We start from the raw sequence: 26,808 nt of genomic DNA on the forward strand, positions 1-26,808 counted from the left end.
TATTTCTATGTGTTTGGTTTGATTCAATTTGTCGCTTTGCTACCGCGAAGCCCGCCCACTATTTGTGCTAGTTGTGTCACTTATTTCAGTACACAAATACTATAATATAGCGATCGCCTGTGCCAGTTGCGTAAGTCCTGAGTTCATAATGGTTCTTTTCGTACAGAACATCAACACTGTCGCAAGTTGGACCAGCTATGACTACTTTCTCAGTACAACCATTGTATTTGGGAGCAACAATACGATATCTGATACATTCGTCCATTGTTTCAATCAAACCTCCAAATTTACCAATATCAACAAAGACCCAAGAAAGATGCTCGTGTTGAAAGCTTTTTTTGCTGATCAACACAACTTCTGTCAAGATTGTACCTGCATCAGCAACTAAAGACCTTCCAGGCTCCATCATGATTTCTGGAATTGAATTTCTAAAGTGACGATTCAATGATTCTTTAATTACATCCGTATAACTGTTGGTGTCTAAAATAGGTGATTGATAATGAGCAGGAAACCCTCCTCCCAAATTAATCATCTTTAACTCGACGCCTTCTAAACGCAACCTAACAAAAAGTTGTGCCACCTGACTGATAGCTACATCAAATTGATTAGGATTGCATTGTTGTGAGCCTACATGAAAAGCAACACCATAAGGATATAAACCTAATTCTTTGCTCTGCAAGAGCAAATGATGAGCCGTCGAAACTTCACATCCAAACTTTTTAGATAGTGGCCATTCTGCACCGCAGTTATCAACAAAAATACGACAAATAACTTTTGAGCCTGGAGCTACAGTCGCAATTTTTTGCAATTCCTCTAAACTATCAAAAGTAAATAACCTAATTCCTGAATTGTAGGCATAGGCAATGTCTTGAGTTTTTTTGATAGTGTTGCCATAAGAAATTCTATCTGGAGGTATATTAATTTCTAGGCATTGGTCTAGCTCACCAATACTGGCAATATCAAAACAAGAACCTAAATTCGCCAATAATCTCAATATCGGTTGAGCAGGATTAGCTTTGACGGCATAATAGATTTTGGCACTAGGAAGCAGAGTAGCTAGATTTAGATATTGTTGTTTAACTTCATCTAAATCAATAACTAAATAAGGAGTAGGAAGATTCTTTTGCAGGAAATCATCAATTTTATTTTGATGTTGCGTTCTACCACTATTACTGAGTGTTGATGTATTAAGCACAGTCACATTATTTACCTCTAAATGTTCACATTAACCAGTATATACTCCTTAAGTTAAGAGAAGGTTAAGAACAGGTTAACAAATAGTTAAATTTTGTACTGAATTCTTTATAGTATTAATTGATGCTAAGACTTATCGCTCTAATTCACGCGAATTCAGGGCTAATGTAAAAATAAAGAACCTGTTGGCACAGGTTCAAATAACTATCTTTTTTATTAGTTCAAGTTGCTAGACCTTGATTATGTGTAAGTAAATTATGTTTACCTAAAAATCTTTAGAGGATGTTTAATATAATCGCTAACGTGATGATCTGGGGTGCGATCGCCTACGACACTGGCAAAGCCAATGGCTGTGAGAGGTGGTCAAACTTCTGGTCGTAACAGTGCATCAGCTACCAGTGATACATCGCGCATTTCTTCAACATCGTGAACACGGAGAATATCAGCACCATGAGAAATAGCAGCACAACAAGCGGCTGCTGTTCCCCAAACCCGTGCTTTGGGGTCTGGTTGATTTAGGATGCGACCAATAAAGCTTTTCCGGGATGGTCCTACTAAAATAGGGCAATTTAGGGCTTTTAATTTACCCAAGCGCCGGAAAATTTCTAAATTCTGCTCATAGTTTTTGGCGAAACCAATCCCCGGATCAATAATAATTTTTTTCTGATCAACCCCTACACTTGTGGCGGCTAAAATTTGTGCTGCTAAAAAACTAGAAATCTCCGGGATTAAATCTTGATAATTAGTCATTTGCTGCATTGTCTCTGGTGTTCCCCGGATGTGCATCAACACAATTGGCACATCTAAACTGGCCAGTGTGGGCAGCATTTCTAAGTCAAAGGTGCCACCGGAAATATCATTAATCATATCCGCCCCCGCTTCTATAGCTGCCTTAGCTACAGCAGACCTAGTAGTATCTACGGAGATGGGAACTGTAATTTCTGGTCGGAGAACTTGCAATACAGGTATTACCCGATTCAGTTCTTCTGCAAGAGTGATTTGCTTGGCTCCTGGTCGAGTTGATTGACCACCCACGTCGATAATGTCAGCGCCGGCTGCTACCATTGCTTTTGCCTGTGCTAAAGCCCGATCGCTATGATTAAACGCCCCGCCATCGCTGAAACTATCGGGTGTGACATTTAAAACACCCATAAGATAGGTTCGCTGTCCCCAGATAAAACAGCGTTCTCTAATAATTAACTGGTTTGACATAATGATTTCCGCAAAACTCATTAAAACTCATGGATGCACGCCTTCCCCAGCTTGGCCAGGGAAACAGCGTGAGACATGAGATTATTTGTAGTTGACTTTGTAGTTGACAATGCGAGCAAAACTGGCAGGTTCAAGACTTGCACCGCCCACGAGAGCGCCATCAATTTCTGGTTGAGCCATAATCTCATCAATATTATTGGGCTTTACTGAGCCTCCGTATTGAATAGAAACATGGGGATTATTCAACTGACTACGAATTAAGCCAATTACCCGATTAGCTTCTTGTGCTTCACAAGTGTCGCCAGTACCGATGGCCCAAATTGGTTCGTAGGCAATTACTAGACTGTTCTGATCCACATCTATCAGGTCTTTATCTAGCTGGCTGGTAATTAGTGATTCAGTTTCCCCTGCATCGCGTTGTTCTTTAGTTTCGCCTACACATAAAATTGGTGTGAGACCGTACTTTTGAGCGGCTTTCAGGCGCAGATTAACCGTTGCGTCTGTTTCACCAAAGTATTGTCGTCTTTCACTATGACCGACAATGACAAAACGTACACTAAGTTCTGTCAACATGGGGGCAGAAATTTCACCTGTGTAGGCTCCATTTTCCTCCCAGTGAACATTTTGCGCTCCCAACTGGATGCGACTACCATGCAAACTTTTGGATAAAACGTTTAAGTTAGTGAAAGGAGGACACAATACTACTTCTCGTTCCGGGGGTGTTTCCTCCAAGTGGGGCAGAAATCCCTGTAAAAAGTCTTGGGTTTCTGCCTGGGTTTTGAACATTTTCCAGTTACCGGCAATAACTATTTTCCGCACAGGTGATTTAGTCAAGATTCTCAAGCTACTAGATGCAATTTTCAGTTTATGACGTTTTGTTGGTAATTGGTCATTGGTCATTAGCCCCAAATTTTAAATTTCACATTTCAAATTGATATGACTTCCACATTACCTTCTCCTGAACCATCACATGGCCCTTCGCCCAACTGGGAAGAAGAACTAGATAGTGCTATTTTCAGTTTTGACCATATTCAAACGGAACTCAACTATAAACAAGCACAAACGGCACTACGCCACTTAGTCACTAATCTTGACCTGACTCCCCAGGAAAAGAGAGGATTGGAAATTGAACTGGCTGATTTAGAAGCTATGCTGGGTAAGTTAGACAGGATGGTGGTGCAAATTGCTGCTTTTGGCATGGTGGGGCGGGGTAAGTCCTCTCTATTAAATGCCTTGGTGGGACAATCGGTGTTTGAAACTGGCCCCCTGCATGGAGTCACCCGTGATGCCCAAAAAGTTAACTGGTGTATTAGTGAGGAAACTATTGGCCAAAATGAACGGGCTTTACGGGTAACTTTACCTGCCGGTGGTGAATCTCAGGTAGAACTAATTGATACTCCTGGCTTAGACGAAGTAGATGGTGAAACCCGGGCGGACTTGGCTGAACAGGTGGCAAAGCAAGCAGATTTAATTTTGTTTGTTATTGCTGGGGACATGACTAAGATAGAACATGAGGCTTTGTCTCAATTGCGGGAATGCGGTAAACCGATAATTCTGGTATTTAATAAAGTAGACCAATATCCTGAAGCTGACCGCATGGCAATTTATCACAAAATCCAAGATGAAAGGGTGCGGGAGTTGCTCACCCCTTTAGAAATCGTCATGGCAGCTGCTTCACCATTGGTAAAGACGGCAATTATTCGCCCTGATGGTACTAGGGCAGCACAATTACGCGCTAGTAAAGCCCGGGTTGAAGAACTGAAGGTGAAAATTTTGGAGATTTTGCACCGTGAAGGTAAAGCTTTGGTGGCTCTGAATACCATGCTTTATGCTGATCATGTCAATGAGCGGTTAGTACAAAGAAAACTGATAATTCGTGAAGAAAATGCTAATCAGTTGATTTGGAAGGCTGTGATGACTAAGGCGGTGGCTATCGCTATCAATCCAGTTACGGTAGTAGATATACTGAGCAGTATAGTTATTGATATTTCGCTGATTTTAGGTTTATCTAAACTCTATGGCATCCCCATGAGTGAAAGTGGTGCTGTGCAATTACTACAAAAAATCGCTCTGAGTATGGGCGGTATCGGTTTTAGTGAGTTGTTGGCAAATTTAGGTTTGAGTGGATTAAAAACTCTGTTGGGTGTTTCTGCATCGGCTAGTGCCGGCGCTACCTTTGCCCCTTATGTATCTGTGGCTATTACTCAAGCAGGGGTGGCTGGGGTTTCTTCCTATGGTATTGGACAGGTTACTAAAGTTTATTTGGCTAATGGGGCAACATGGGGGGATGAAGGACCCAAAGCAGTGATTAGTCGGATTTTAGCCAACCTTGATGAAAAATCTATCCTTAACCGTATTAAAGAGGAATTACAACGGAAGGTAAGACTTAAATACTAAAGCGGTGGGAAAAATTAGGTTTCTAAAAACTCTTTGGTAACAGAATTATTACTCACTCTTGCTATTTCTTATTACAAGATTGACACTCCCCACCCAATAAGGCGGGGGATTCCAGCATCACTGACGCTCCTTGCTTTCACAACTGTAGTTTTAACACCTAGGGTATGGTATATTAGAGGTACTAAATGCCCAAGGCGATTAAAATCGCCAACAGCTAACCCCCATGTGTGAAGCCATTAGCTCTGCTCGCCGTTGATATTTCGGTCATAAGTTGAAATACTAAACAGGAATCAAAATCAAAATATAGAATGTCCCGAGTTTTTGAACAATCAATTCAAATTAATGCCGCAGCTTCAGTGGTAGAACGCTGCATTACTGATTTAACACTCATGCACCGTTGGCTAAATCCAGCCTTGTGTTGCGAACCTGTGGGGGAGGCTTGGAGTACTGAGCTTGGCGGTCAAAGTCGCTTTGTGATTCAAATTCCTCTACTTAAACCCAGTTTATATAGTGTGGTGGTAGAACGGGAACCTGGTTTAGTTGTTTGGCAATTTCAGGGATTTTTCCAGGGGCGCGATCGCTGGGAATGTCAACCAATACCACAAGGAACTCTTCTTGTCAACCGTTTTGAGTTCCATATTCCTAACCCGATAGTTAGTTGGGGATTTAACAATTTTGCTGCTGCTTGGACTCAAGCAGATATGCAAGCCCAACTAGGTCGCTTGAAACGAGTTGCGGAGTCATTAGTCATTAGTCATTAGTCATTAGTTATTGGTTATATACTATGTAGTAGTGGGAGCATCCTGCTCCCTAGCGTTGAAAAAAATTCTAGCTAACCCCCAACCCAAAATCTAAAATCTAAAATCTAAAATCTAAAATTTAAACAAAACAAGAGGCTATCCATGCTCATAAGTACGCTACTTCAGTCCAACCAAATCCCCACACTACAATACTCATCCACCAGCGAGCGATTCGATGACACATGGGAAGCCCCATTGGCTACCCTTCTAGGACTAGGACGCGCCGCAGGTGCTGACTTCATCGAATTATTTTTAGAACGTCGTAACTATATTAGTTGTTTAGCCGAAGACGACGCAATTACAAGTATTTCTCCCAGTTTAGTTACAGGTGCGGGAGTGAGGGTATTTCGTGGGAAAGCCGATTGTTACGTCAGCACCAATGATCTTTCCTTTTCTGGTTTAAAAGCAGCCTTAGAAAAAGGTCTTGCCATTTTGGGATTAGAACTACCCAGCCATAACGCCTTCATCCCAGAAATTAACCTAGAGTTACTCAGAGACTACGCCACAAAAAGAGGTAAAGATGGATGGCTACCTTTGTGTAGTTCCATTCGAGAAATGGGAGAAATTCTGCTTGATGGAACTAGCCACCTCCAGCAAAAAGCCAACCATGTACAATCGCGCCGGGCTTCTTACTTCCGAGACTGGCAAGAAATTTTAGTTGCTGGTAGTGATGGTACATTTGCCCGGGATATTCGCCTCACTCAATCGGTAGGATTTAACCTGTTGTGTGCTGATGGTGCCCATCGCGCCTCTATCGGCGAACGGGCTGGTAATACGAGTGATCCTAACTTCCTGAAAACTTGGGATTATCAACAAGCATCAGAGCAAATTGCCGAATCTGCCGGAAAAATGTTGTATGCAGATTATGTAGAATCAGGTACTTACCCCATTATTATGGCTAATCACTTTGGTGGGGTAATCTTCCACGAAGCCTGCGGACATCTGCTAGAAACTACCCAAATTGAACGTAAAACTACTCCTTTTGCTGACAAAAAAGGTGAAAAAATTGCCCACGAAAGTTTAACAGCTTGGGACGAAGGTCGGACAGAAAATGCCTTCGGTACTATTGACATGGATGATGAAGGAATGCCAGCCCAAAGAACCTTATTAATTGAAAAAGGTGTTCTGAAAAACTTCTTAGCCGATAGAGCAGGCTCTGTTCGCACCGGACACCCCAGAACTGGAAGTGGTCGCCGCCAGGGTTATACTTTTGCTGCTGCTAGTCGGATGCGTAATACTTATATTGCTCCTGGGGAATACACCACAGAAGATTTATTAAACTCTGTTGATAAGGGCATTTACTGTAAAAAAATGGGTGGTGGTAGTGTTGGCGCTACAGGTCAATTTAACTTTGGTGTAGATGAAGCTTATTTAATTGAAAATGGCCACATCACTAAACCACTAAAAGGGGCAATCCTGATTGGTGAAGCCAAGGAAATCATGAACAAAATTTCTATGTGTTCCCAAGATTTGGAAATTGCTCCCGGCTTTTGTGGTTCTGTTAGTGGTAGTATCTACACCACAGTTGGACAACCCCACATCAAGGTTGATTCCATCACCGTTGGTGGTAGATGAATTTTAGCGAATTTTGCCCAAGTGAGCTACATCTTTAGGGAAGAGGCCTGCACTACAAGACTTTTACCATTTACATTTGTATCTCACTTGTTTAAGAAATTCTATCGTTGAGTCCGGTTGAATCACAGCAGATAAACTAAAAAGTTTGATGCAAGAATCCACGGAAACTTTAGCCCTGACTCTTCCATGAATCAAAACCCTAAAACAAAAACACAACAACTAAAACACAAAAACTAAAATCCAAAATTTATGACTATGCGTAACATTGGTGAAATCGCCAATAATGCCCAGGAAAATGCCACTAAGCTTGGCATTAAGAAGTTTGATATTTATGGTTCCATCATTGATGAAACTAGCGTCCAAGTAGACCAAGGTGAGCCAAAACAGGTTAAAGCCTCAAATCGTTCTGGGGTAACAGTTCGTGTCTGGAATGAAGAAAATACAATGGGTGTCACCAGCACCAGTGATGTAGATGCTAAGGGGCTAGAACTAGCTTTAAAAACAGCCTACGAAGCTAGTTTTTTTGGGTTGAAAGAAAATGTCCCTGATTTTAGCCCAGAAGCAACTGTTCCCATACACAATACACATCAGGAAAAAGCCCCCCAAGCGCCTGTGTCTGAGTTGATCAATAGTTTAATCTCAGCCGAAAAAGAACTGTTAGCGGCTCATGAGGCAATTAAGGGTGTGCCTTACAACGGTTTAGCTCAAAGAGATATTGACAGATTTTATCTCAATAGCAATGGCGCAACTAGGACTGAATCTCATTCTTTGGCATCAATTTATCTATATAGCAAAACCGAAGAAGAAGGGAGAAAACCCCGCAGTGGTAGCGCTTTTAGAATTAACAGGAGTTTAAATAATCTAGATATCAATGGTTGTATCAAGGAAACAGCGGAGAAAACCATCAGTCATTTGAATTATGAAAAAGTTAAATCTGGTAAATATCTAGTTGTTTTTTCTGCCGATGCTTTTTTAAGTTTGTTAGGGGCATTTTCTAACTTGTTCAATGCTCAAAACATTCTAGATAACCAGAGTTTATCAAAGGCTGATGATTTAGGTAAACAAATTGCTTCACCCCTGCTGTCAGTTTATGATGATGTTCTGCACCCTGCTAATTTTGGGGCGGAAAGTTTTGACGGTGAAGGAACTCCCACTCGTCAAGTTGCGCTGATAGAAAATGGCATTTTAAAAAGTTTCCTCCACAGTGCGGGTACTGCTAAAAGAATGAATGCCCAACCCACAGGTAATGCTAGTATTGGTGCAAAAGTTAGCGTCAGTCCTCACTTTTATCATGTTTTTGCAGCCAATTCACCTGAACAGGCTTTGAGTTTGGATACTGCGGAAAATGTGATTTTCATTGATGATTTGCAAGCTCTCCATGCTGGAGTAAAATCTTTACAAGGTTCTTTTTCTCTGCCTTTTGATGGTTGGTTAGTTAACAAAGGTGTGAAGACTAGTATTGAGTCGGCAACTGTGGCTGGTGATTTCTTAGACTTGCTGAAGTCAATAGTTTATGTGGACAAGGAAGTAGAGCTTACCCCTGGTGGGGTGTGTCCTAAAATTTGGGTTGATCAACTTTCCATTACTGGGGAGTAATGAAGTACAAATATCAATGATCAAACTCTTATGGTGCGGGCATCTTGCCCGCTAAGAGTATGATTAACTTCATCAAGTGGCTTTGGCTGTGGGGGTTTTGGGGAAATGGGGAGGACTGAAGTCCTGAATGGGAACTTAACGGTCTTTACCGCTAGCTAACAGGTACAACAAGGCCATGCGGATGGCGATACCACTGGTAACTTGGGACTGAATCAGGCTAAATTCTGGATCATCCATTAAGTCTGAGCTAATTTCTACACCCCGATTCACTGGACCTGGATGTAATATTTTTACGTTGGGCTGGCATAGTTGGAGTTTTTTCCTGGTGATGCCAAAGCTTTGATGATATTCTCGCAAACTTGGCAGTAGGTGACCTGTCATCCTTTCTTTTTGCAGGCGTAAGGTCATGACAAAATCGGCATTCTCTAAGGCGGGTTGTAGTTGCCAATGTAAAAATAGTTGACGGTTGACGGTGGCTGATGAGGGTGTGTGATGATTTAACAGGTTTTCTGTTTCACCTGTTTGTAACACAAAGTCAGCAAATAACTTGGGTAACAGGGTAGGTGGTGCGGCTAGATGTACTTGAGCGCCACTGGCTGTTAAACTCCAGATATTCGATCGCGCCACGCGGGAATGTAAAATATCTCCAACGATGGCAATTTTTTTATCTTTTAACAGTTCTAAGCGGGGCTGACTGCTGTCAATTAAGTTACAAATTGTAAATAAATCTAGCAGTGCTTGGGAAGGATGCTCATGTTGACCGTCACCAGCATTGAGGACACTCACCCCCACCCCCAGACGTTCCATTTCTTGGGCGATGGCGTTGGGTACTCCTGCTTCTCGGTGGCGAATCACCATAATATCAGTTCCCATGGCTAGATAGGTCTTGGCTGTGTCGAGAATGGTTTCTCCCTTGGTGATGGAAGAACTAGCTGCGGCAAAGTTGAGTGTATCTGCACTGAGGCGCTTGGCGGCGAGTTCAAAACTGCTGCGGGTGCGTGTGGATGGTTCAAAAAATAAGTTTGTCACCACCTGTCCTTGTAGGCTTGGTACTTTCTTGGTTCTTCGTGATAGCACTTCCTGAAAACTAGCAGCAGTTTGTAAAACAGTGTTGTATTCGGTAGTTGTGAAGTCAGCTAGGGATAAAACGTGATGACGATTCCAGGTGGTAGTAGGCATAATTCATATTTCCCCTGGTTGAAACACAGGGGATTGTAATTAGGTTACATATGCAGTGCAAATCATAACACTTGCCTTGTATGTGAATACATAGTTGTTTTTACCTTGTTTTCCAGCCTATTAGCCAATTTGAGACGGTTCCAAACTTTTTATTAGTTCTATTAATTTAACTTTTGTCAACCAATTGTAGGAAATATTTACTTTTCTAGTTCCTTAATTGCTGATGATAGCGTCTAAGAGGAGACTAGCGCCAAAACGCAAGGGGTCATTGCAAGGTAAACCTGTTTCAGCTGTGGTTTGAGCGATCGCCTCTAATGCTGTAAATTCATCTAAATGGGCTGTATTCAAAGCTATACCCACCACTGACACATTACCAAAAGCTCCTTCCCCACTAGCTACAGTTTCATAGAGGCGAATTACCCTTGGTAAAGAGGGAATCACCACATGGGAATGATTACGCACTTGTACTTGTCCAGCCCGATGTGCCAAAATCAAGTGAGTTGGTTGGGAACCACGGATTAAAGGCAGAGTGGCGGTGGAACCAGGATGAAGCAGTGAGCCTTGTCCTTCAATGTGCAGAATATCGTAATTGTGACCATAACGCATCACCATTTGTTCTACAGCACCAGCTGCAAAGTCTACCCGCACAGCATCTAAGGGTACGCCTTCCCCTTCTAACATTACCCCTGTTTGACCAGTGGGCAAAAATTTGGAACGCCAGCCCCTGTGCAGTGACTCCCTATGTAATTCTATGCTAGTTGACATTTTGCCGATGGCCATGTCAGTTCCTACAGTCAGCACTCGCCGACAGGGAAGAGTTTTAGCCAACCCACTAGCCACAGCTAAATTAGCTGGTTCTTTGCGGACATCCCAAATTAATTGTCCTGGTTTTAGCAGTGCATTTAACTCTGGTATGTTGGCCAATGGTGTATGTAAACCATTCACCAAGGACATTCCCGCTTGTAAAGCATTTTTCACTTCTAGCCAGTAATCTTCCGGTAAAGCGCCGCCTTTGGGTGCAATACCAATTACTAAAACTTCCGGTTTATACTCCAGTGCTGCTGTTAATGATGCTACAATCGGCACATCACGTTTAATTCCTGTTAATTCTGACAGAGATTTGCCAGCAGAATCACGATCAATCACAGCAACAATTGGCGATTCACTGTAGCGTAAAAGTGATAGCCCTGTTTTACCCTGAGTCCCTGTAACTCCTTGATGTAGGAGAATGGCTACTTTTTGATTAAGCGGTAAATGCACTGTATTCTACCCCCAAGCCAGGTAAATCGTTTGGTAAAATTTTTCCTTCTTGTACTAATGCACCCTGAAACGGGTCATCAATTAAGTTAAGGTGACTGTCTAAATCTAAATAATCTGCCAATGGCGCTAACTGGGCTGCGGCCGTGTTGGCTAGTGCGCTGTTAGAATAGCAACCGAACATCACTTGTAATCCATGGGCGCGGGCTGTATGTATCATCCGTATGGCCTCTGTGAGTCCCCCTGATTTCATCAATTTGATATTGATACCATGCACATAGTTGGCTAAATGGGGAATATCGCTGCTGGTAAAGCAACTTTCATCAACAAATATTGGCAGGGGAGATTTTTCCTTTAGTTGGAGTAAACTCTGTTCCTGACCTTGTGATAATGGCTGCTCTACATATTTTATACCTAAATCAGCTAACCAGTTACACATATAAATAGCATTTTCTAAACTCCAACCCCCGTTAGCATCTACAAATAATTCTAAACCTGGTGCTTCTTGTTGTACTGCTAACAACATTTGCTGATCTGCATCAATACCATCAGGACTACCCAATTTAACTTTAAACAAGCGCACATCAATTAATTGTAACCAGTCCCGCGCTCTAGCCCTAGCTTTGGCTGGTGAATTAATGCCAATTGTCACCGAAGTTGGTACTATAACATTAAGATCAAGTCCCCAAATTGCCCACAGTGGTAATCCCACACCCTTACCCAGCCAGTCATACATGGCCATATCTAGCGCAGCCCTCACTGATGAAGGAACCTGGTGTTGTGTGAATATTTGTTCTATTTGCTGGCGTTGTAATGGGTGGAGTGTTTCTAATACAGGAGTAAGTTGCTGTAAAGAACTCACGATCATCTCTGTTGATTGAGCATGAGTGCCAACGCCAAAAGGTGATGCCTCACCCCAACCTGCTATGCCATCTTGTATAATTTTTACCCATATATTTGTGGTTTGCGCTGTTGTACCACGACTAATAGTCAGGGGAAATCTTTTATTGACCGTAAATAAGTTTACTTCTAATTTCATAAATATATTCAATATCTGTCTACAGCAAAAACAGTGTAATATCACATTTTACCCACAGGACTATCATGAGGATGTTTCTAAACACATGAGCAACAAACCAAAAATTATTGTCTTAGATGATGACCCCACGGGTTCACAAACAGTCCACAGCTGCTTACTACTAATGCGCTGGGATGTGGATACCCTGCGCCTGGGTTTGCAGGATGATTCGCCAATTTTCTTTATTTTGACAAATACCAGGGCATTACCGCCAGAGTCAGCAGCATCTGTGACTAGGGAAGTTTGTCAAAACTTAAAACAAGCCTTAGCTACAGAAAATATAACTGATTTTTTGATTGTCAGCCGTTCTGATTCTACCTTGAGGGGACATTATCCCATAGAAACAGATGCGATCGCCGAAGAACTTGGCCCTTTTGATGCTCATTTTCTCGTCCCAGCATTTTTTGAGGGGGGACGCATTACCCGGGACAGTGTGCATTATTTGATTATTGATGGTGTACCCACCCCAGTACATGAAACTGAATTTGCCCGTGATTCGGTGTTTGGCTACCATCACAGTTACTTACCTGAATATGTAGATGAAAAAACTCAAGGGCGTATTAGTGCGGAATCAGTAACTAGGTTTTTACTGAGTGATATCCGTGGTGGTAGTTTAGAACGCTTACTACAACTGAGTAATAATCAGTGCGTGGTGGTAGATGGTGAAACTCAAAGGGATCTCAACTGTTTGGCCGTGGATGTGCTAACAGCAGCCAGTGAAGGAAAAAAATTTTTATTTCGCAGTGCTGCTAGTATTCTAACGGCTTTAGCAGGTTTACCTCCCCAACCCATTGCTCCAGAAAATATGGCTGAATATGTCCGCAATGGTCAGCCGGGTGCAGTGATAGTTGGTTCTCATGTCAAAAAGACAACGCAGCAATTAGAAAAGTTATTGCTAGTGGAAGGAACTCAGGGTATCCAAGTGGACGTAGCCCGGTTACTCAATGATGGGGGCAATGAATCTGCTAAACTATTATCTGAGATTTTAGCAGCTGCCCAGGCAGTACATAATGCCGGGAAAACACCAGTGGTTTATACCAGTCGTCAAGAACTTACTTTTAAAGATGTCAGGACTAGATTAGAATTTGGGGTGAAAGTTTCTAGTTTATTGATGGATGTTGTCCGGGGCTTACCATCTGATATCGGATTTTTAATCAGTAAGGGGGGGATTACCTCAAATGATGTCTTGAGTACGGGTCTATGTTTAAACTCAGCCCGTTTGCTAGGACAAGTTTTACCTGGTTGTTCAATGGTGACCACAACTTCAGAACATGGTCAGTTTCCCAATTTGCCAGTGGTGCTGTTTCCTGGCAATGTGGGCGATGCTGATGCCTTGGTGACAATTTACCAAAGATTAACTAAAAATAGATACAGCCCATTTACATAAACTGAGTTACACTTTTTAGCGGGCAAGATGCCCGCACTACAAGAGTCCTCAATCATTTATCATTGGTTTTTTAATACTGATAATTATTTGGTGTATCTTTTAGCTGGTGCTGCATGACTTCTGATTCTCATATCTCTAATTTAGAGTCAAATTCTGCCCCGACAGATGCTGGATCCATCTCTCAACTTGCGGATTTAGAAGTAAATCCTACCATTACTGAGAATGGGTCGTCAGATTTGTCTATGTCTGGTGCTGACTCCCAGGATATTATCCCGGATAAAGAATTAAATTCGGTTCTCCTTTATTTACAGTCAAGTTCTAACTCTGATCATGTGGAGTCCGTGGCTTCAATTGACAGTATAGATTTAAATAAAGACTCTCTTGAGTCATTCACAGGAGAGAATAAGTTAAACAAACATATTCAGGTGCAGTTAAAAACTCAGGGGGAAAAACTGTTAGTAATTTTGCCCACAGAATCTCAATTACCAGCTTCTGAACTGGCCTGGTCTGATATTTGGCAACAATTGAAATTACGGTTAAATGCCAGCGATCGCTTGCGGACATCAACCACGCCAGTAGATTTAATTGCTCAAGACCGTTTATTAGATGGCAGACAATTACAAGAGTTTGCCGAAGCCTTTCGAGAAGCCCAATTAGAGTTAAAATCTGTAAGTACCAGTCGTCGGCAAACAGCCATCGCCGCAGTTACCTCTGGCTATTCTGTGGAACAACTCCAGCCAGAAACTTCTTTGCATTCCCAGTTAAAAACTGCTACTACAGCCCTAACAGATGCCCTGTATCTGGAAACAACAGTACGTTCTGGGACTGAAATTCGTCATCCCGGAACAGTGGTTATTTTGGGAGATATAAATCCAGGTGGTATCGTAGTTGCACAAGGAGATATTGTAGTATGGGGGCGACTGCGTGGAATTGCTCATGCGGGTGCCGGAGGCAATCGTGAGTGTCTGATTATGGCCTTGCAAATGGAACCAACCCAGTTGCGGATCGCAGATGCTGTAGCTAGGGCACCAGATAAACCACTGATGCAAGTTTTTCCAGAAGTGGCGCACATTACGCCCGGAGGAATTCGCATCGCCAGGGCTAATGATTTTTCCAGACACCAATTAAATCGGTTAAGTCAGGTTCCATAACTACTTACTATATTTCCTCAACCCTCATTGCTCGCAACTCTACCATGACTCGGATTATTGTGATTACCTCCGGTAAAGGGGGAGTGGGTAAAACCACAGTTTCTGCAAATTTAGGTATGACCTTAGCTAAAATTGGCCGTCAAGTTGCTTTAGTTGATGCCGACTTTGGTCTGAGAAATTTAGATTTGTTACTAGGACTAGAAAACCGCATTGTATATACTGCGGTGGAAGTCCTGGCTAGGGAGTGCCGATTAGAACAGGCATTAGTAAAAGATAAACGACAACCAAACCTAGTATTACTACCAGCAGCGCAAAATCGCTCAAAGGATGCAGTAACTCCAGAACAAATGAAGTTGCTAGTAAATGCACTAGCGCAAAAGTTTGAGTATGTGATTATTGATAGTCCAGCAGGCATTGAAAATGGCTTTAAAAATGCCATTGCCCCCGCAAAAGAAGCCCTTATTGTCACTACTCCAGAAATTTCTGCCGTTCGTGACGCTGATAGAGTAGTGGGGTTATTGGAAGCACAAGGCGTTAAACGTAGTCATTTAATTATTAACCGCATTAGACCCGCAATGGTACGGGCAAATGATATGATGTCTGTGCAGGACGTTCAGGAACTTCTGGCAATACCCCTAATTGGGGTAATACCTGATGATGAACGTGTGATTGTTTCTACCAATCGCGGGGAACCTTTAGTATTAGGGGACACGCCCTCTTTAGCTGCTATAGCCTTTGATAATATTGCCCGTAGATTGGAAGGAGAAAAAGTCGATTTTCTCGATCTCGATGCACCTCATGACAACATCTTCGCCCGTTTGCGAAGGTTGTTATGGACAAAAATTGTTTAACTCATTTTCCAGTCTCCGCATAACCATTGGCAATGATTCTTGAACTTATAGAACGATTATTTGTACGTAACCCTGACAACAGTCGCAGTCAGGTGAAGCGTCGTCTACAACTGGTGATTGCTCACGACCGCGCTGATTTAGACCCACAAAAGTTAGAAAAAATGCGGCAAGAAATTCTAGATATAGTTTGTCGCTATGTAGAAATAGAGACTGAGGGACTAGAATTTTCTCTAGAAAGTAACCAACGCACCACAGCGTTGATTGCTAATTTGCCCATCCGTCGAGTCAAAGAAACCATAGCTGAATTAGACAACAGCGAGAAGTCAGAAAGTAATACTGAGGTCAATAAATCGTAAAAAGCTTACGGTTAATCAATAAGTTAAGCTGTTACATATTTACAGCCAATTTTAGTTGTGCTAGGTAGGATGGGGTGGTCAGGATGCCCACCCTACAAGGGTTTTGTAATTTATATTGGTAATTTATATTGGTAATTTTTGCTGCGCTTACTTAAAATCAAGTTACTAGCTTGACTATAAAAGAGAAAAAAACCCCCGTTGTTTTTAATTTTGACAACGGGGGTTAAGCAAATTTCACACCAACTATCTAAAAGCAACTTGCGGTCCTGCCCAAAGTTCTGTAATTGTTTTACCAAAGGTAATGGGCTGATCGCCATCTGTCGTGTCTAGAGTCTTACCATCGCTGGAAACCTGCACCAAAGGCCAGTTTTCTTCTCCTATTTCACCCGCGCGAAACAGTGCATGATCAGGTTTGTTTTTACTCCAACCCAGTAACACTGCTATTTTTTCATGCTCGTCTTTCCTACGAGTCGGGGCAACGGTATTAATATGATTTTTTTGACTATCCCAAATAACTGCTTGGTCTGTAGAATCCCCTGTGTTGAATTTACCTTCAAACCTGCGTGCTAAAAAGCGATCGCTTTGTTCTGACCAGCTGACAGGAACTAAAACTCCTATTTTCCCATGATCATCAGTATTTATTAATTTCTGGGATGAGACATTTCTGTTTAACAGAGGGTCGCTGATGGCTCCACTGGAAGTCATCACCCGCAATTTTTTGGTTTGTCTATCTTCCACAAACAGCACACTGGTAACTTTGCTGTTGTGCATTTGGGGTTTTACTTCCAGCTGCACCCGACTGTAAACCACATATCTACCATCGGGAGAAGTCACAGGTACACTACGATAATGGCGAACTCCCGAACCTCCATTAGCAGCAACAGCCTCCTGAGTAGCAACAATCCATTGCCAAGGAATTGGGTGGGGACTTCCTATAGGATCAATCTGTGCTGCTTGTGCTTCGTCAATTTCTTCTACCACAGGTGTTTCTGGTGTGAAAAACGGTGGTAATTGTCTAGGAGTTGTTTTCAATGACTTAGCACTGAGGAATTCATTGGTCACCTGACCATTAAAGCCATGACTATAGCCATTATTAGGCAATGGAAAGATTCGCCATAAGTTCAATTCACTAACAGGAGTTGATGGAATTGTTGCTAATTCCTCTGTTGTGAATTTATCTGCCTTAATATTACTTCCAGAGAGAAAACCATTTGCTACTAAAGAATCAATTTTGCTGATTTGTAATCTTGATGGTTTCTCAATAGCAGCCATTAACAATGGCACAGAATCAGCACTCTTGTTTAAAGAGGTTAGACTGGGTGTTGTTAATAATTCTACTAAATAAGGTTCATTCATAGTAGCCACCGCCTTTGCAGAAGTATTTTTTGTGACTACTTTTGATGGTTTTGCTGAGGTAGACTGATTAAGTACCCCTAATATGGGGGCAATCAGCATGACAAGAACAAAATAATTAAGAAATGGTTGAAGGCGTAACCATCCTGGCAGCAAGAATAGTTTGAGCATATGTGGACTCTCTAGGAAGGGCGGGTGCTGTGTGAGGAGCAACGCTTAGGAAGCAAGACAAGAGGGGATAATTATTAGATGTAACAAACCAATCAGGAAATTAACGAGTTGAACTGGATAATTTATTCAAAATTTGCATAATTTTACAAAAATTGAGTATCATGCTTCACGCCTCATTAATAACCTATTGTTTTTGGTTGTAAACTGCCACGTAAAAGCACCGCAGATTAACTAAAAGTTACTGCATCAAATATACTGTGACCTTTACTCTTGACACCCGAACTAGCAAATAACAGGTGTTAGTGAGAAAGCAGTCATTATATATTAACTCTATCAAGCCACCCTGGTTTTTGCCAATGTGCTACTACTCTAACATCACAAAAATTAATTGAGCAATAGTTAATTAATCTTGGCAGCGATCAAATTTCTCTCCGGTGTAAATGGTCTTAAAAAGTCTAAAATTCTACAATATTCAACATACATAATCAGCAAGCACTAATGAAAGTAGTATTTTTTGGAACCCCTTACTTTGCAGTTCCCACTCTAGAAAAACTCTTGAATCACCGGGATATTGAGGTTTTAGCAGTTGTTACCCAACCTGATAAACGTCGGGAAAGGGGTAACAAACTTATACCTTCACCAGTAAAAACAGTTGCTATTAACCATAACTTACCTGTCTGGCAACCACAAAGGATTAAAAAGGAAAGTGAAACCTTAACTCAACTCCGAGAGTCTGGGGCGGATGTTTTTGTGGTGGTAGCTTATGGGCAAATTTTGTCTTCAGAGATATTAGATATGCCTAGGTGGGGTTGTGTTAATGTCCACGGATCCATTTTACCCAAGTATCGCGGTGCTGCACCAATTCAATGGTGTTTGTACAATGGCGAAACAGAAACGGGAATCACCACCATGTTAATGGATGTAGGCATGGATACTGGGGCAATGCTATTAAAAGCAACTACACCTATTAAATTGTTAGATCATGCTCAGGACTTAGCTCAAAGGCTATCTGTAATTGGTGGAGATTTATTAATAGAAACTTTATTTAAGTTGGCCAGTGGGGAAATTGAACCTGTGCCGCAAAATGACTCACAAGCAACTTATGCGCCTTTAATTAAAAAACACAACTACAGTTTAGATTGGTCAAAAAGTGCTATTCAGTTACACAATCAAATCAGAGGTTTTTACCCCAACTGTACGGCAAGTCTTCGCCATCAAGGAATAAAAATCATGGCTTCTCTTCCCCTTGGTGATGCTTACAGTTACGAGTTAACACCTGATTTAACAGAAGTTTACCAAAAGTTGCCTGACTTATCAACTATATCCGGTAATCCAGGAGAAGTGGTAAGCATCGCCAAAGGAATTGGCCCTATAATCCGAACTGGTGAGGGTTTGCTACTCTTACAAGAGGTGCAGTTAGCTGGTAAACGTCCCCAGTCGGGATGGGATTTTGTCAATGGTAACCGTTTAACTGTGGGTGAAGTCCTGGGTAACGGTTAACTGCTGGTTAGTTATTGCTGAGTCTTCACTTCTAAGTTTTCGTAGAAACGGCAAGACTCACAAGGACCCTCTGGGTTGACGGCACAGCGCATGATTTCAGAACGTGCATTATAGCTACAAGTAGCATCACCAATGACCCAACGTCCCTGGAATAGAGTTTTCTCTGTTGGTTTTTGTATGGGCTGGACGTAAAGGGCGATGTTTCGCAAATGGTAACGACCTGATTTAAACTGGTATCTATGGCGGCGTTCTAATACCGCATAGGTTTTACCCTCAAAATCGACGTAGTTTCCTGGTTGGGGTGTCCAATCAAGTTGAACTTTGCCGAGAGACCGAGTAGGATGCGTCAGAATCACCTCGCTTCCTAAAGAATCTAGTTCCATAAACTTATGTCATGTGATTTACCATGATTATAAGAGAAATGCCGAAAACCTCTGTGGTAATTTTAGATTTTGGATTTTAGATTAAGCGGTTAACCTTAGCGGGTATTTTTCAACAGTAGCGAGGAAGATGCTTGCACTAGAACACTATATCAAGTGAGGCTGGAATCCTCCGCTTAAAGGCGGGGGAAGTGTCAATGTTACATTGTTTGAAGTTGTGTAGCCTTTTGATTACAGACCATAGGCTACTGCTGTACACTAAGCTTTGATATATGATTCTTTTGCAGAGAAGAACACTGGAAAGGAGCCTTTTTTAATGTCTCATACCGTAAAAATCTACGATACCTGCATTGGCTGTACCCAGTGCGTCCGGGCTTGCCCCACGGACGTGTTGGAGATGGTTCCTTGGGATGGCTGTAAAGCTTCTCAAATTGCCTCTTCACCCCGCACTGAAGACTGCGTAGGATGTAAGCGTTGTGAAACCGCCTGCCCCACTGACTTTTTAAGCATCCGAGTTTATCTAGGTGCTGAAACAACTCGCAGCATGGGTCTAGCTTATTAGGGAGTTTTGAGTAAATTCCTGATTTGATACATAACTGAGTGCGTTCATAGCAAGTTGCTTGAGGATTGTAGGGTGGGTTATACTCACCCTACTAAATTTTAGTCCTTCCCTATATCCTCTCATCAATTCCTGCCTGAAAAGCTTGTTTTGGAGTCAAGTTTAAATGTGGGAATGTTGGTGATTGTATGCTTTCGCTACCTTGAAATAAATTAACTTGATACTCACCTTCTATTAGTTTATATATAGAAATAGTGGGTTGTTTAGGACTACCGATAAATTTTCTTGCCCCTAAAGCTAGATAATCTACTACCCAGTATTCTGGCACACCCATTGCTTCATAATCAGCTAATTTTTTGTAGTAATCATCTCGCCAATTACTACTCACCACTTGAATTACTAATGGCACTGATGCCCCTTGGGTCACAGTTGATTGTTTTTTCCATAACTCTTCATTGACTAAATTAGCACGGTTCAATATTAAAACATCTGGTAAATAAGCTGATTCGCTTTGTGGTGGTTTAACCAATGCTTGTTTAGGGATAGTGTAAGGAAGATTTAGCCGTTTAATCTCCGCGGATAATTCCAGGGTCAAAAATCCACCTATATTTTCATGTTCTCCCAATGGTTGTAGCATCTCAAAAATTACTCCGTCATGTAGTTCATAGCTTGTGCCTTCAGGCTTCCAGGCTACAAATTCCTCATAAGTGATTATTTTATGCTTGGTGATGGCTTGAGTCATAAAACCCCATGTAGGTAATGTGAACTACTCCCCCTCAGCTGAAGCTATAGAGGGAGATGACAATTTTTAATTTAAACTTTTTTAAATTAAACTTTTTTGAACTTAAACTTTTTTAGTTTAAACTTTTGTCCGGTCTGTTAAAATTTCATAACCGGTTTGTGTCACTAAAACTGTATGTTCAAACTGTGCGGATAGTGAATTATCTACAGTTACAGCTGTCCATCTGTCAGATAATATCCTGGTGTGTTTAGAACCTGCATTTAAAATCGGTTCAATGGCTAAGGTCATCCCCGCTCGCAGTTTTACGTTGGGCATTTGTTGGGTGCGGAAGTTAAAAACACATGGTTCTTCGTGTAAGTTACGACCAACACCATGTCCGGTAAATTCTTCTACTACACTAAAACCATTGGCTTTTACATGGTCTTCTATTGCTCCGGCAATGTCTAGTAAATAAGCGCCTTCTTTGACTTGTTCGATACCTTTATACAGGGTTTCTTCAGCTACACGAATCAGTTTAGCTGCATCTGGGGTAACATCACCCACGGCAATGGTAATGCAGGAATCACCATGGAAGCCTTGATAATAAGCACCTGTATCTACTTTTAATACATCTCCTGTGCGAATTACTTTTTTAGCGCTGGGGATACCATGAACGACTTCATTATTAATACTGGAGCAAATAGAACCCGTGAAGCCGTGATATCCCTTAAAGCTTGGTGTAGCATCCATTTCACGAATACGTTTTTCTGCATAGATGTCTAAATCTGCCGTGGTCATACCAGGCTGCACCATATCAGCAATTTCTCTGAGGACAGTAGCCACAATTTTGGCTGATTGCCGCATAATTTCAACTTCACGCGGCGATTTTATTTCAATTCCTCGGCGTTGTTTTTTTACAGGTTGAGGTCGGGTTTTTTGAGTAAGCAAGTTAGTGAGGATGTTCATGGGGATTTAATAATTACTGGTGATGTACTGCTACAGTGGCAGTGTTTTTTTAGTTGACTAAAACAATGGAATTATAAACTAGTCCTAGAAGGACTGCTTTTTAGTGTGTTATTGTGAAAGGACGCTTAAGTTTTTCCGCCACGCTCCTACACCGAACCTCAAGGGTTTTCAGCCTATTTTCTGATAAATTCCAGGGGTAAGCCATCAGTATCAGCAATAAAAGCCACTTCCCAGAGTTCGTCGCCTATTTGCTGCTGTGTCGGTTGTAAAAGTATCTTTAGGGGTGGTAAGTCTGTTATAGAACTTATACGTGATTCTAAACTACTCAACCAGCTAGGTAAATCTGATGTGATTTCAGTTAGATCAAAGGATAAATGATAATATCCCACATAATGTTCATCAGCAAAAGCATCTGGCGCTGGTTTGGGTTGAGGAATTTGGATTAATTCAATTCTGCCGTTTAAGCCTTCCATCCAGCAAGCTAGAGTATAACCGGTGGTGAAGCGTTCACAAACTGTAAACCCCAATTGTTCATAAAAGGCGATCGCTTGATGAATATTTCCTGTGCGAATGGAGGCGTGGTGCATGGTTTAATTGAAGATTTTGATGGTATTTTGGATTATTCCTCTGTTCCTTATTCCCTTTATTATAGCGGTTATTAACAAGCAGGATGCTTGTGTTACATCTCACGTGTTTATTAAATGCTATATCATAGAGACGCTCCTGGGAACGCCTCTAGGTTTTTTATCAGCGATATTTAACGACCACCGACTTACTCAAATAATCGGAAATAAGGATAGCGTACAGGGACACCAGGCTCTTTTTCCAAATCAAAATTAATTACGTCCCAGCAGGGTTCTTCTGTGGCATCGGGACTAAAATCCACAGGTAAGCCGTATAATCGTGCGCCGACGGTTTCTGACTGTCCAGAACGCCAAGGGGTGCTGCGTTCTAAATAGCCGGTCATCAATTCCTGATAACGTTTAGCAATAATTACTCGTGTTGCTCGGTAACCTTGAGTGTATAGCTTATCCAGTGCCTCGTGGATTTCAAAACGAATGCCGTCCGGGTGGGTGTGCTGTCTATACCATTCATCATTCCAGCGTCGCCAATGACGACCTGACTGTAGATGAACTAATTCTCCTGTTTTAGGATCAGCTTCAAAAGCACCATGACGCGGACACAAATAAGTATCCGTCAGGGTGAGGGCTGGTATAGTCTGACGACAGTGAGGACACTGAATTTCAGAGCCAAATATGGGGTACTGCAAGCCTGGATTCATCATGAAGTGAGTACAAACATAATTTTGTCTTCATCAGCACCAGTGAGTTGGATATTACACTTCGGCTCCTCTAGTTTAGAGGCTTGCTCGTTGCTGCAAAGAAACGGAGTTTCAAAGTGAACAATCTTCACTAGCATCTGACTCTGTTCAGAGACCTGACACTGTGATATCTTAGTTGGGCAACCAGCCTCAAAATTTAGAGTTTCTCCAGTGTTCCTGGGTACCATAATATATATTCTATCGTGTCTACAGCTTCTTACTGGCCATCTCCCGATTTTTCTCAAGCAGCCTTCATCGCTGCCAATGCCGTGGTCATGGGTTGGGTGAACATCAAACCAGGGGCAAGCATTTGGTATGGTGCTGTGGTCAGGGGAGATGTGGAAAAAATTGAGATTGGCGAATGTACAAACATTCAAGACGGGGCAATTTTACACGGTGATCCTGGTTTTCCAACTATTTTAGAACATCATGTCACTGTGGGGCATCGCGCTGTGGTACATTCAGCCCACATTGAAAGTGGCTGCTTGATTGGCATTGGCGCAATTATTTTAGATGGGGTGAGAGTGGGTCACGGTAGCATTATTGGTGCTGGGGCAGTGGTGACTAAAAATATTCCTCCCCGGTCTTTAGTGGTTGGTGTTCCTGGTAAGGTGGTGCGCCAAATTGAAGCCGAGGAAGCCGCAGAACTAATAGAACACGCTGAACGCTACCAAAAGTTAGCTTTGGTTCATGCTGGTAAAGGTGATGATATCGGCTTTCAACAAAGCTAGTAACTTAACAATCAGCTGAAAATATTGTAGTATGAGGATATTGTTGGTAAGGCATAAGGCTTGTAATGCTGATAATAGTCAGCATACTGGCGTGACCTTGAGTTAACTGTGACACAAGGTCACATTTTTTTTTCGGCTAAGATTGGAAAATTTCACCAATTCAGTTAAAAATAAGAATAAGTAATAAAACTTTAATTTTCGCAATCAAGAGGAATTGTAAAAATGGATATTGATTACCGCATTGCCATTGTTGTTGCACCCATTGCTATTGCTGGTGCTTGGGCGGCGTTTAACATTGGAGCCGCAGCACTCAGACAAGTGCAAAACTTTTTGAACAAACAGGCTTAAAGTCAATAAAAGTCATCCTAAAGCCGACTGTAGCCCTGATCAAGGACGGTCGGTTTTATAGCATTTCTTAAACCCGTGAGATACAAATGTACATGATCTTCTTGTGGTGGGGGCATCTTCCCTAAAGATATACCTCACTTGGGCAAAATTTGCTATAATTTTGTAATTTTGTAATTTTGTAATTTTACTGTGGATATAAATTCTTTACTCCAACCTTTTCACTATTTCGGCCTTCATCTGGGAGTGTGGCGCATCACCAAGTTATTGGGAAATCTTGGTAACCCTCACCACCAAGTACCAATTATTCACGTCACCGGCACTAATGGCAAAGGTTCCGTTTGTGCTTACCTTCACTCTGTACTCACTGAGGCTGGTTATAAAACTGGATGTTATACTTCTCCTCATTTAGTTCATTGGACAGAACGCATTTGTATTAATAAACAGCCAATTTCTTCTGAGAAATTTAGCCAATTAATACAACAAGTCCAAGACGCTATTCGCCCTGATGATGAACGTCCTAGTCGGTTTGAAGTTATTACCGCAGTTGCTTGGTTATATTTTGCTCAAGCTCAAGTTGATGTGGCTGTGGTGGAAGTGGGTTTGGGCGGTCGGTTAGATGCTACTAATGTTTGTGATCAGCCGCTAGTGTCAGTTATTACTTCAATTAGCAGGGAACATTGGCAGCAACTCGGACCTACTGTGGCTGATATTGCCAGAGAAAAAGCAGGTATTATTAAACCTAAATGTCCGGTGGTGGTGGGACCATTGCCAGCTGAAGCAGAAGAAGTGGTGCGATCGCGTGCTGAAGAATTACAATGTCCATATATTGCTCCCGCACCAGCACATCAAATTGATGCTGTGTGGGCTGAATATCAAACTCAGCAAAATAAAGAGGTGATTAGGTATCCCCTAGCACTACAAGGGCAAATTCAACTCACTAATTCTGCTGTGGCTTTGGCTACTGTAGAAGTTTTGCAAAGCTCAGGCTGGGTAATTCCCACCACAGCCATTGTCAACGGTATGGGCAAAACTCAATGGCCGGGGCGGATGCAGTGGGTAAAGTGGAAAAACCAAAAATTATTAATTGATGGCGCTCATAACCCAGCAGCAGCCCAAGCACTGCGGAGTTATTTAGATAGTTTGGATATCAGTAAAATAACTTGGATTATGGGAATGCTGGATACTAAAGAGCATGGAGATATTTTCTCAGCCTTATTGCGATCGCCTGACCAATTATATCTCATCCCTGTACCGGATCATAGTTCAGCTGATCCTCTGGAATTAGCTCAAATAGCTAATGAAGTTTGCCCACAAGTCTCTATTCAAACTTATCCAGATTTATTATCAGCTTTAGATGGTATTGGCAATTCTAACCATAATCAAGTGGTGTTGTGTGGTTCTCTTTACTTAATTGGGGATTTTTTAAGTATTCCATTGTGATGCTGCATCTTCTAAGGCTTTATCCACGGTCTTTTGTCCTAACATTGCTGCTTGCAAGTTCTCATAAATTGCCTTTTGCAGAAGTTTGTAATCTTTCAAAGTTGGGGTTAAAATCTCTGCTTGCTGTAGTTGGTTAGCACTGATGATTCTGGCTTTTTCCACAGTGGAAGCAGAATCAGGAACATTTTTAAAGTAATTATCACCCAGTGCTTTAATACTAGATGGTAAAACATTGGCAGCTTTGGCAAATGTTAACTGATTTTGGTCATTGGTGAGAAATAAAGCAAATTTAACTGCTGCATCTGGGTGTTTACTAGCACGGGGAACAACTACATTCATCACAGCTACATTTTTTTTACCAGTATCCCCACTGATTTGGGGGGCTATGGCTGAATTTTCGGCAATTTGTGGCGCGTTTTTGGCAATGGTTTTCAGAAACTCTGGACCAGAGGCTAAAAATGCCGTTTGTCCGGACTGGTATAAATCAATTGCATGGCGATGACCTTGGGTTAAAACTTCTCTGGGTAGTAGACCTTTTTGATACAAATCAACCCAATATTGGAAAGCTGCTTTACCTTGTGGAGAATTAAAAGCCGCTTTACCTCCACTATCTACTAAAGTAACTCCCATTTGTACCAATGATTCTAAAACTTCACCGGAATCTTGGGGTACAAAAGTGGCAAAAAAAGCATATTTACCGGTTTTATCTTTAATTTTCTCGGCAACATCTGCCAATGCTGCATAGGTAGCTGGTGGTTCGTTGACACCCGCCTGTTTTAATAAATCCATGTTATAAATAGTTAACCGTGTGGTCAAGTACCAGGGAATACCAAAACTCTTACCATTGAGGGTGCTAGCTTTCCAGATGTTCGGCAAATAGGAGGAACGTTGTTCAGGGGAAATTTTTGTGTCTAAATCTAACCAAGCATTTCTTCCTGCTAGTTGAGAAGCAAACACTGGGTTAAGGTTAACCACATCAGGAGGCGTATTTGCGGAAACAGCTGTTAAAATCTTATTCTCCATAGCTGACCAGGGTATATCAACCCAGTTAACCTTGATACCTGAATTTTCCGTTTCAAAGTTCTTAATTAGGCTTTGGAAGTAGTTAGTAAATTCCGGTTGCAGTTGCATTGTCCAAAACTCAACTGTTGCGGCTCCTGAAGTAGACTGTTGTTTATTGGCGGTTATGTTACCAGGACTGCAACTTATCAACCAACTGGTAAATAAGCCCATCAATGCCCAAAGGGTAAGTTGTTTAAATTTTTGTAATTGTCTCATTTTAACA

The 26,808-nt window shown here is 41.8% G+C and carries 26 protein-coding genes; 13 read left to right on the plus strand and 13 right to left on the minus strand.

The genetic code is table 11. The annotated features are described in order from the left end of the window. Positions 1–85: 85 nt before the first annotated feature. From NWP17_RS04520 to tpiA, 3 genes are all read right to left on the minus strand, one after another. The gene (locus NWP17_RS04520) at positions 86–1,201 is read right to left on the minus strand and encodes a type III PLP-dependent enzyme (RefSeq protein ID WP_280653722.1); all 1,116 of its coding nucleotides are present in this window, start codon (positions 1,199–1,201) and stop codon (positions 86–88) included. Positions 1,202–1,557: 356 nt separating this feature from the next. Next, the gene (gene folP, locus NWP17_RS04525; RefSeq protein ID WP_280653723.1) at positions 1,558–2,406 is read right to left on the minus strand and encodes a dihydropteroate synthase; all 849 of its coding nucleotides are present in this window, start codon (positions 2,404–2,406) and stop codon (positions 1,558–1,560) included. An 81-nt stretch (positions 2,407–2,487) separates the two neighbouring features. Further along, a complete protein-coding gene (tpiA, locus tag NWP17_RS04530) occupies positions 2,488–3,225 on the minus strand; it encodes a triose-phosphate isomerase (RefSeq protein WP_280653770.1) in 738 nt (245 codons plus the stop codon). Between the two features lie 117 nt (positions 3,226–3,342). On the opposite strand from tpiA, the gene NWP17_RS04535 reads away from it, so the two are divergent. The 4 genes from NWP17_RS04535 to NWP17_RS04550 all read left to right on the plus strand — a co-directional run bounded on the left by NWP17_RS04535 (position 3,343) and on the right by NWP17_RS04550 (position 8,774). Beyond that, positions 3,343–4,803, plus strand: a complete 1,461-nt coding sequence (locus NWP17_RS04535) for a GTP-binding protein (protein WP_280653724.1) — start codon at positions 3,343–3,345, stop codon at positions 4,801–4,803. 308 nt (positions 4,804–5,111) lie between these two features. Continuing rightward, positions 5,112–5,564, plus strand: a complete 453-nt coding sequence (locus NWP17_RS04540; RefSeq protein ID WP_280653725.1) for an SRPBCC family protein — start codon at positions 5,112–5,114, stop codon at positions 5,562–5,564. 141 nt (positions 5,565–5,705) lie between these two features. Continuing rightward, positions 5,706–7,178: a TldD/PmbA family protein gene (locus NWP17_RS04545; RefSeq protein ID WP_280653726.1), complete on the plus strand. Its 1,473-nt coding sequence runs from the start codon at positions 5,706–5,708 to the stop codon at positions 7,176–7,178. Positions 7,179–7,433: 255 nt separating this feature from the next. Next, complete coding sequence (locus tag NWP17_RS04550) at positions 7,434–8,774, plus strand: TldD/PmbA family protein (RefSeq protein WP_280653771.1); 1,341 nt, start codon at positions 7,434–7,436, stop codon at positions 8,772–8,774. 135 nt (positions 8,775–8,909) lie between these two features. Here the strand turns inward: NWP17_RS04550 and NWP17_RS04555 are convergent, their stop codons facing one another. The 3 genes from NWP17_RS04555 to NWP17_RS04565 all read right to left on the minus strand — a co-directional run bounded on the left by NWP17_RS04555 (position 8,910) and on the right by NWP17_RS04565 (position 12,249). Continuing rightward, entirely contained in the window at positions 8,910–9,953 is a 1,044-nt protein-coding gene (locus tag NWP17_RS04555) for an aspartate carbamoyltransferase catalytic subunit (RefSeq protein WP_280653727.1), read from the minus strand. Between the two features lie 213 nt (positions 9,954–10,166). Then, complete coding sequence (locus NWP17_RS04560; protein ID WP_280653728.1) at positions 10,167–11,213, minus strand: N-acetyltransferase DgcN family protein; 1,047 nt, start codon at positions 11,211–11,213, stop codon at positions 10,167–10,169. After that, positions 11,197–12,249 (minus strand): dipeptide epimerase, encoded by a 1,053-nt coding sequence (locus NWP17_RS04565; protein ID WP_280653729.1) that lies wholly within the window; start codon positions 12,247–12,249, stop codon positions 11,197–11,199. The genes NWP17_RS04560 and NWP17_RS04565 overlap by 17 nt, the downstream gene beginning before the upstream one ends. An 85-nt stretch (positions 12,250–12,334) precedes the next feature. On the opposite strand from NWP17_RS04565, the gene NWP17_RS04570 reads away from it, so the two are divergent. From NWP17_RS04570 to minE, 4 genes are all read left to right on the plus strand, one after another. Further along, positions 12,335–13,675, plus strand: coding sequence for a four-carbon acid sugar kinase family protein (locus NWP17_RS04570; RefSeq protein ID WP_280653730.1), 1,341 nt, complete (start codon positions 12,335–12,337; stop codon positions 13,673–13,675). Positions 13,676–13,788: 113 nt separating this feature from the next. Further along, the gene (minC, locus tag NWP17_RS04575) at positions 13,789–14,826 is read left to right on the plus strand and encodes a septum site-determining protein MinC (protein ID WP_280653731.1); all 1,038 of its coding nucleotides are present in this window, start codon (positions 13,789–13,791) and stop codon (positions 14,824–14,826) included. A 44-nt stretch (positions 14,827–14,870) separates the two neighbouring features. After that, complete coding sequence (gene minD, locus NWP17_RS04580; protein WP_280653732.1) at positions 14,871–15,677, plus strand: septum site-determining protein MinD; 807 nt, start codon at positions 14,871–14,873, stop codon at positions 15,675–15,677. 32 nt (positions 15,678–15,709) lie between these two features. Next, entirely contained in the window at positions 15,710–16,033 is a 324-nt protein-coding gene (gene minE / locus NWP17_RS04585) for a cell division topological specificity factor MinE (RefSeq protein ID WP_280653733.1), read from the plus strand. 243 nt (positions 16,034–16,276) lie between these two features. Here the strand turns inward: minE and NWP17_RS04590 are convergent, their stop codons facing one another. Next, positions 16,277–17,557, minus strand: a complete 1,281-nt coding sequence (locus NWP17_RS04590; RefSeq protein WP_280653734.1) for a hypothetical protein — start codon at positions 17,555–17,557, stop codon at positions 16,277–16,279. A 498-nt stretch (positions 17,558–18,055) separates the two neighbouring features. Here NWP17_RS04590 and fmt point away from each other — a divergent pair, with 498 nt between their 5' ends. Continuing rightward, positions 18,056–19,057: a methionyl-tRNA formyltransferase gene (gene fmt, locus NWP17_RS04595; RefSeq protein ID WP_280653735.1), complete on the plus strand. Its 1,002-nt coding sequence runs from the start codon at positions 18,056–18,058 to the stop codon at positions 19,055–19,057. Positions 19,058–19,068: 11 nt separating this feature from the next. Here the strand turns inward: fmt and NWP17_RS04600 are convergent, their stop codons facing one another. Continuing rightward, a complete protein-coding gene (locus NWP17_RS04600) occupies positions 19,069–19,440 on the minus strand; it encodes a DUF6464 family protein (RefSeq protein WP_280653736.1) in 372 nt (123 codons plus the stop codon). Between the two features lie 313 nt (positions 19,441–19,753). Here NWP17_RS04600 and psaC point away from each other — a divergent pair, with 313 nt between their 5' ends. Further along, positions 19,754–19,999 carry a photosystem I iron-sulfur center protein PsaC gene (gene psaC, locus NWP17_RS04605; RefSeq protein ID WP_015215228.1) on the plus strand — a complete coding sequence of 82 codons (246 nt, stop codon included), beginning with the start codon at positions 19,754–19,756 and terminating at the stop codon, positions 19,997–19,999. 109 nt (positions 20,000–20,108) lie between these two features. On the opposite strand, the gene NWP17_RS04610 is transcribed toward psaC, so the two are convergent. From NWP17_RS04610 to NWP17_RS04625, 4 genes are all read right to left on the minus strand, one after another. Further along, entirely contained in the window at positions 20,109–20,738 is a 630-nt protein-coding gene (locus NWP17_RS04610) for a Uma2 family endonuclease (RefSeq protein ID WP_280653737.1), read from the minus strand. 117 nt (positions 20,739–20,855) lie between these two features. Continuing rightward, positions 20,856–21,683 (minus strand): type I methionyl aminopeptidase, encoded by an 828-nt coding sequence (map, locus tag NWP17_RS04615; RefSeq protein WP_280653738.1) that lies wholly within the window; start codon positions 21,681–21,683, stop codon positions 20,856–20,858. A gap of 173 nt (positions 21,684–21,856) precedes the next feature. Next, complete coding sequence (locus NWP17_RS04620; RefSeq protein ID WP_280653739.1) at positions 21,857–22,270, minus strand: VOC family protein; 414 nt, start codon at positions 22,268–22,270, stop codon at positions 21,857–21,859. A 185-nt stretch (positions 22,271–22,455) separates the two neighbouring features. Further along, positions 22,456–22,965, minus strand: a complete 510-nt coding sequence (locus NWP17_RS04625; RefSeq protein ID WP_425332642.1) for a TIGR02652 family protein — start codon at positions 22,963–22,965, stop codon at positions 22,456–22,458. 242 nt (positions 22,966–23,207) lie between these two features. Between NWP17_RS04625 and NWP17_RS04630 the strand changes: the two genes are divergently transcribed. From NWP17_RS04630 to NWP17_RS04640, 3 genes are all read left to right on the plus strand, one after another. Next, complete coding sequence (locus NWP17_RS04630) at positions 23,208–23,735, plus strand: gamma carbonic anhydrase family protein (protein WP_280653741.1); 528 nt, start codon at positions 23,208–23,210, stop codon at positions 23,733–23,735. A gap of 222 nt (positions 23,736–23,957) precedes the next feature. After that, complete coding sequence (locus NWP17_RS04635; protein ID WP_280652054.1) at positions 23,958–24,083, plus strand: photosystem II protein Y; 126 nt, start codon at positions 23,958–23,960, stop codon at positions 24,081–24,083. Between the two features lie 189 nt (positions 24,084–24,272). After that, positions 24,273–25,523 carry a bifunctional folylpolyglutamate synthase/dihydrofolate synthase gene (locus NWP17_RS04640; protein ID WP_280653742.1) on the plus strand — a complete coding sequence of 417 codons (1,251 nt, stop codon included), beginning with the start codon at positions 24,273–24,275 and terminating at the stop codon, positions 25,521–25,523. Here the strand turns inward: NWP17_RS04640 and NWP17_RS04645 are convergent. Next, entirely contained in the window at positions 25,506–26,801 is a 1,296-nt protein-coding gene (locus NWP17_RS04645; protein WP_280653743.1) for an ABC transporter substrate-binding protein, read from the minus strand. The genes NWP17_RS04640 and NWP17_RS04645 overlap by 18 nt on opposite strands. Positions 26,802–26,808 lie beyond the last annotated feature (7 nt).

Origin of the sequence: Chrysosporum bergii ANA360D, from assembly GCF_029891735.1 — a bacterium.
In the GTDB taxonomy this organism is placed as follows: Bacteria; Cyanobacteriota; Cyanobacteriia; order Cyanobacteriales; family Nostocaceae; genus Umezakia; species Umezakia bergii.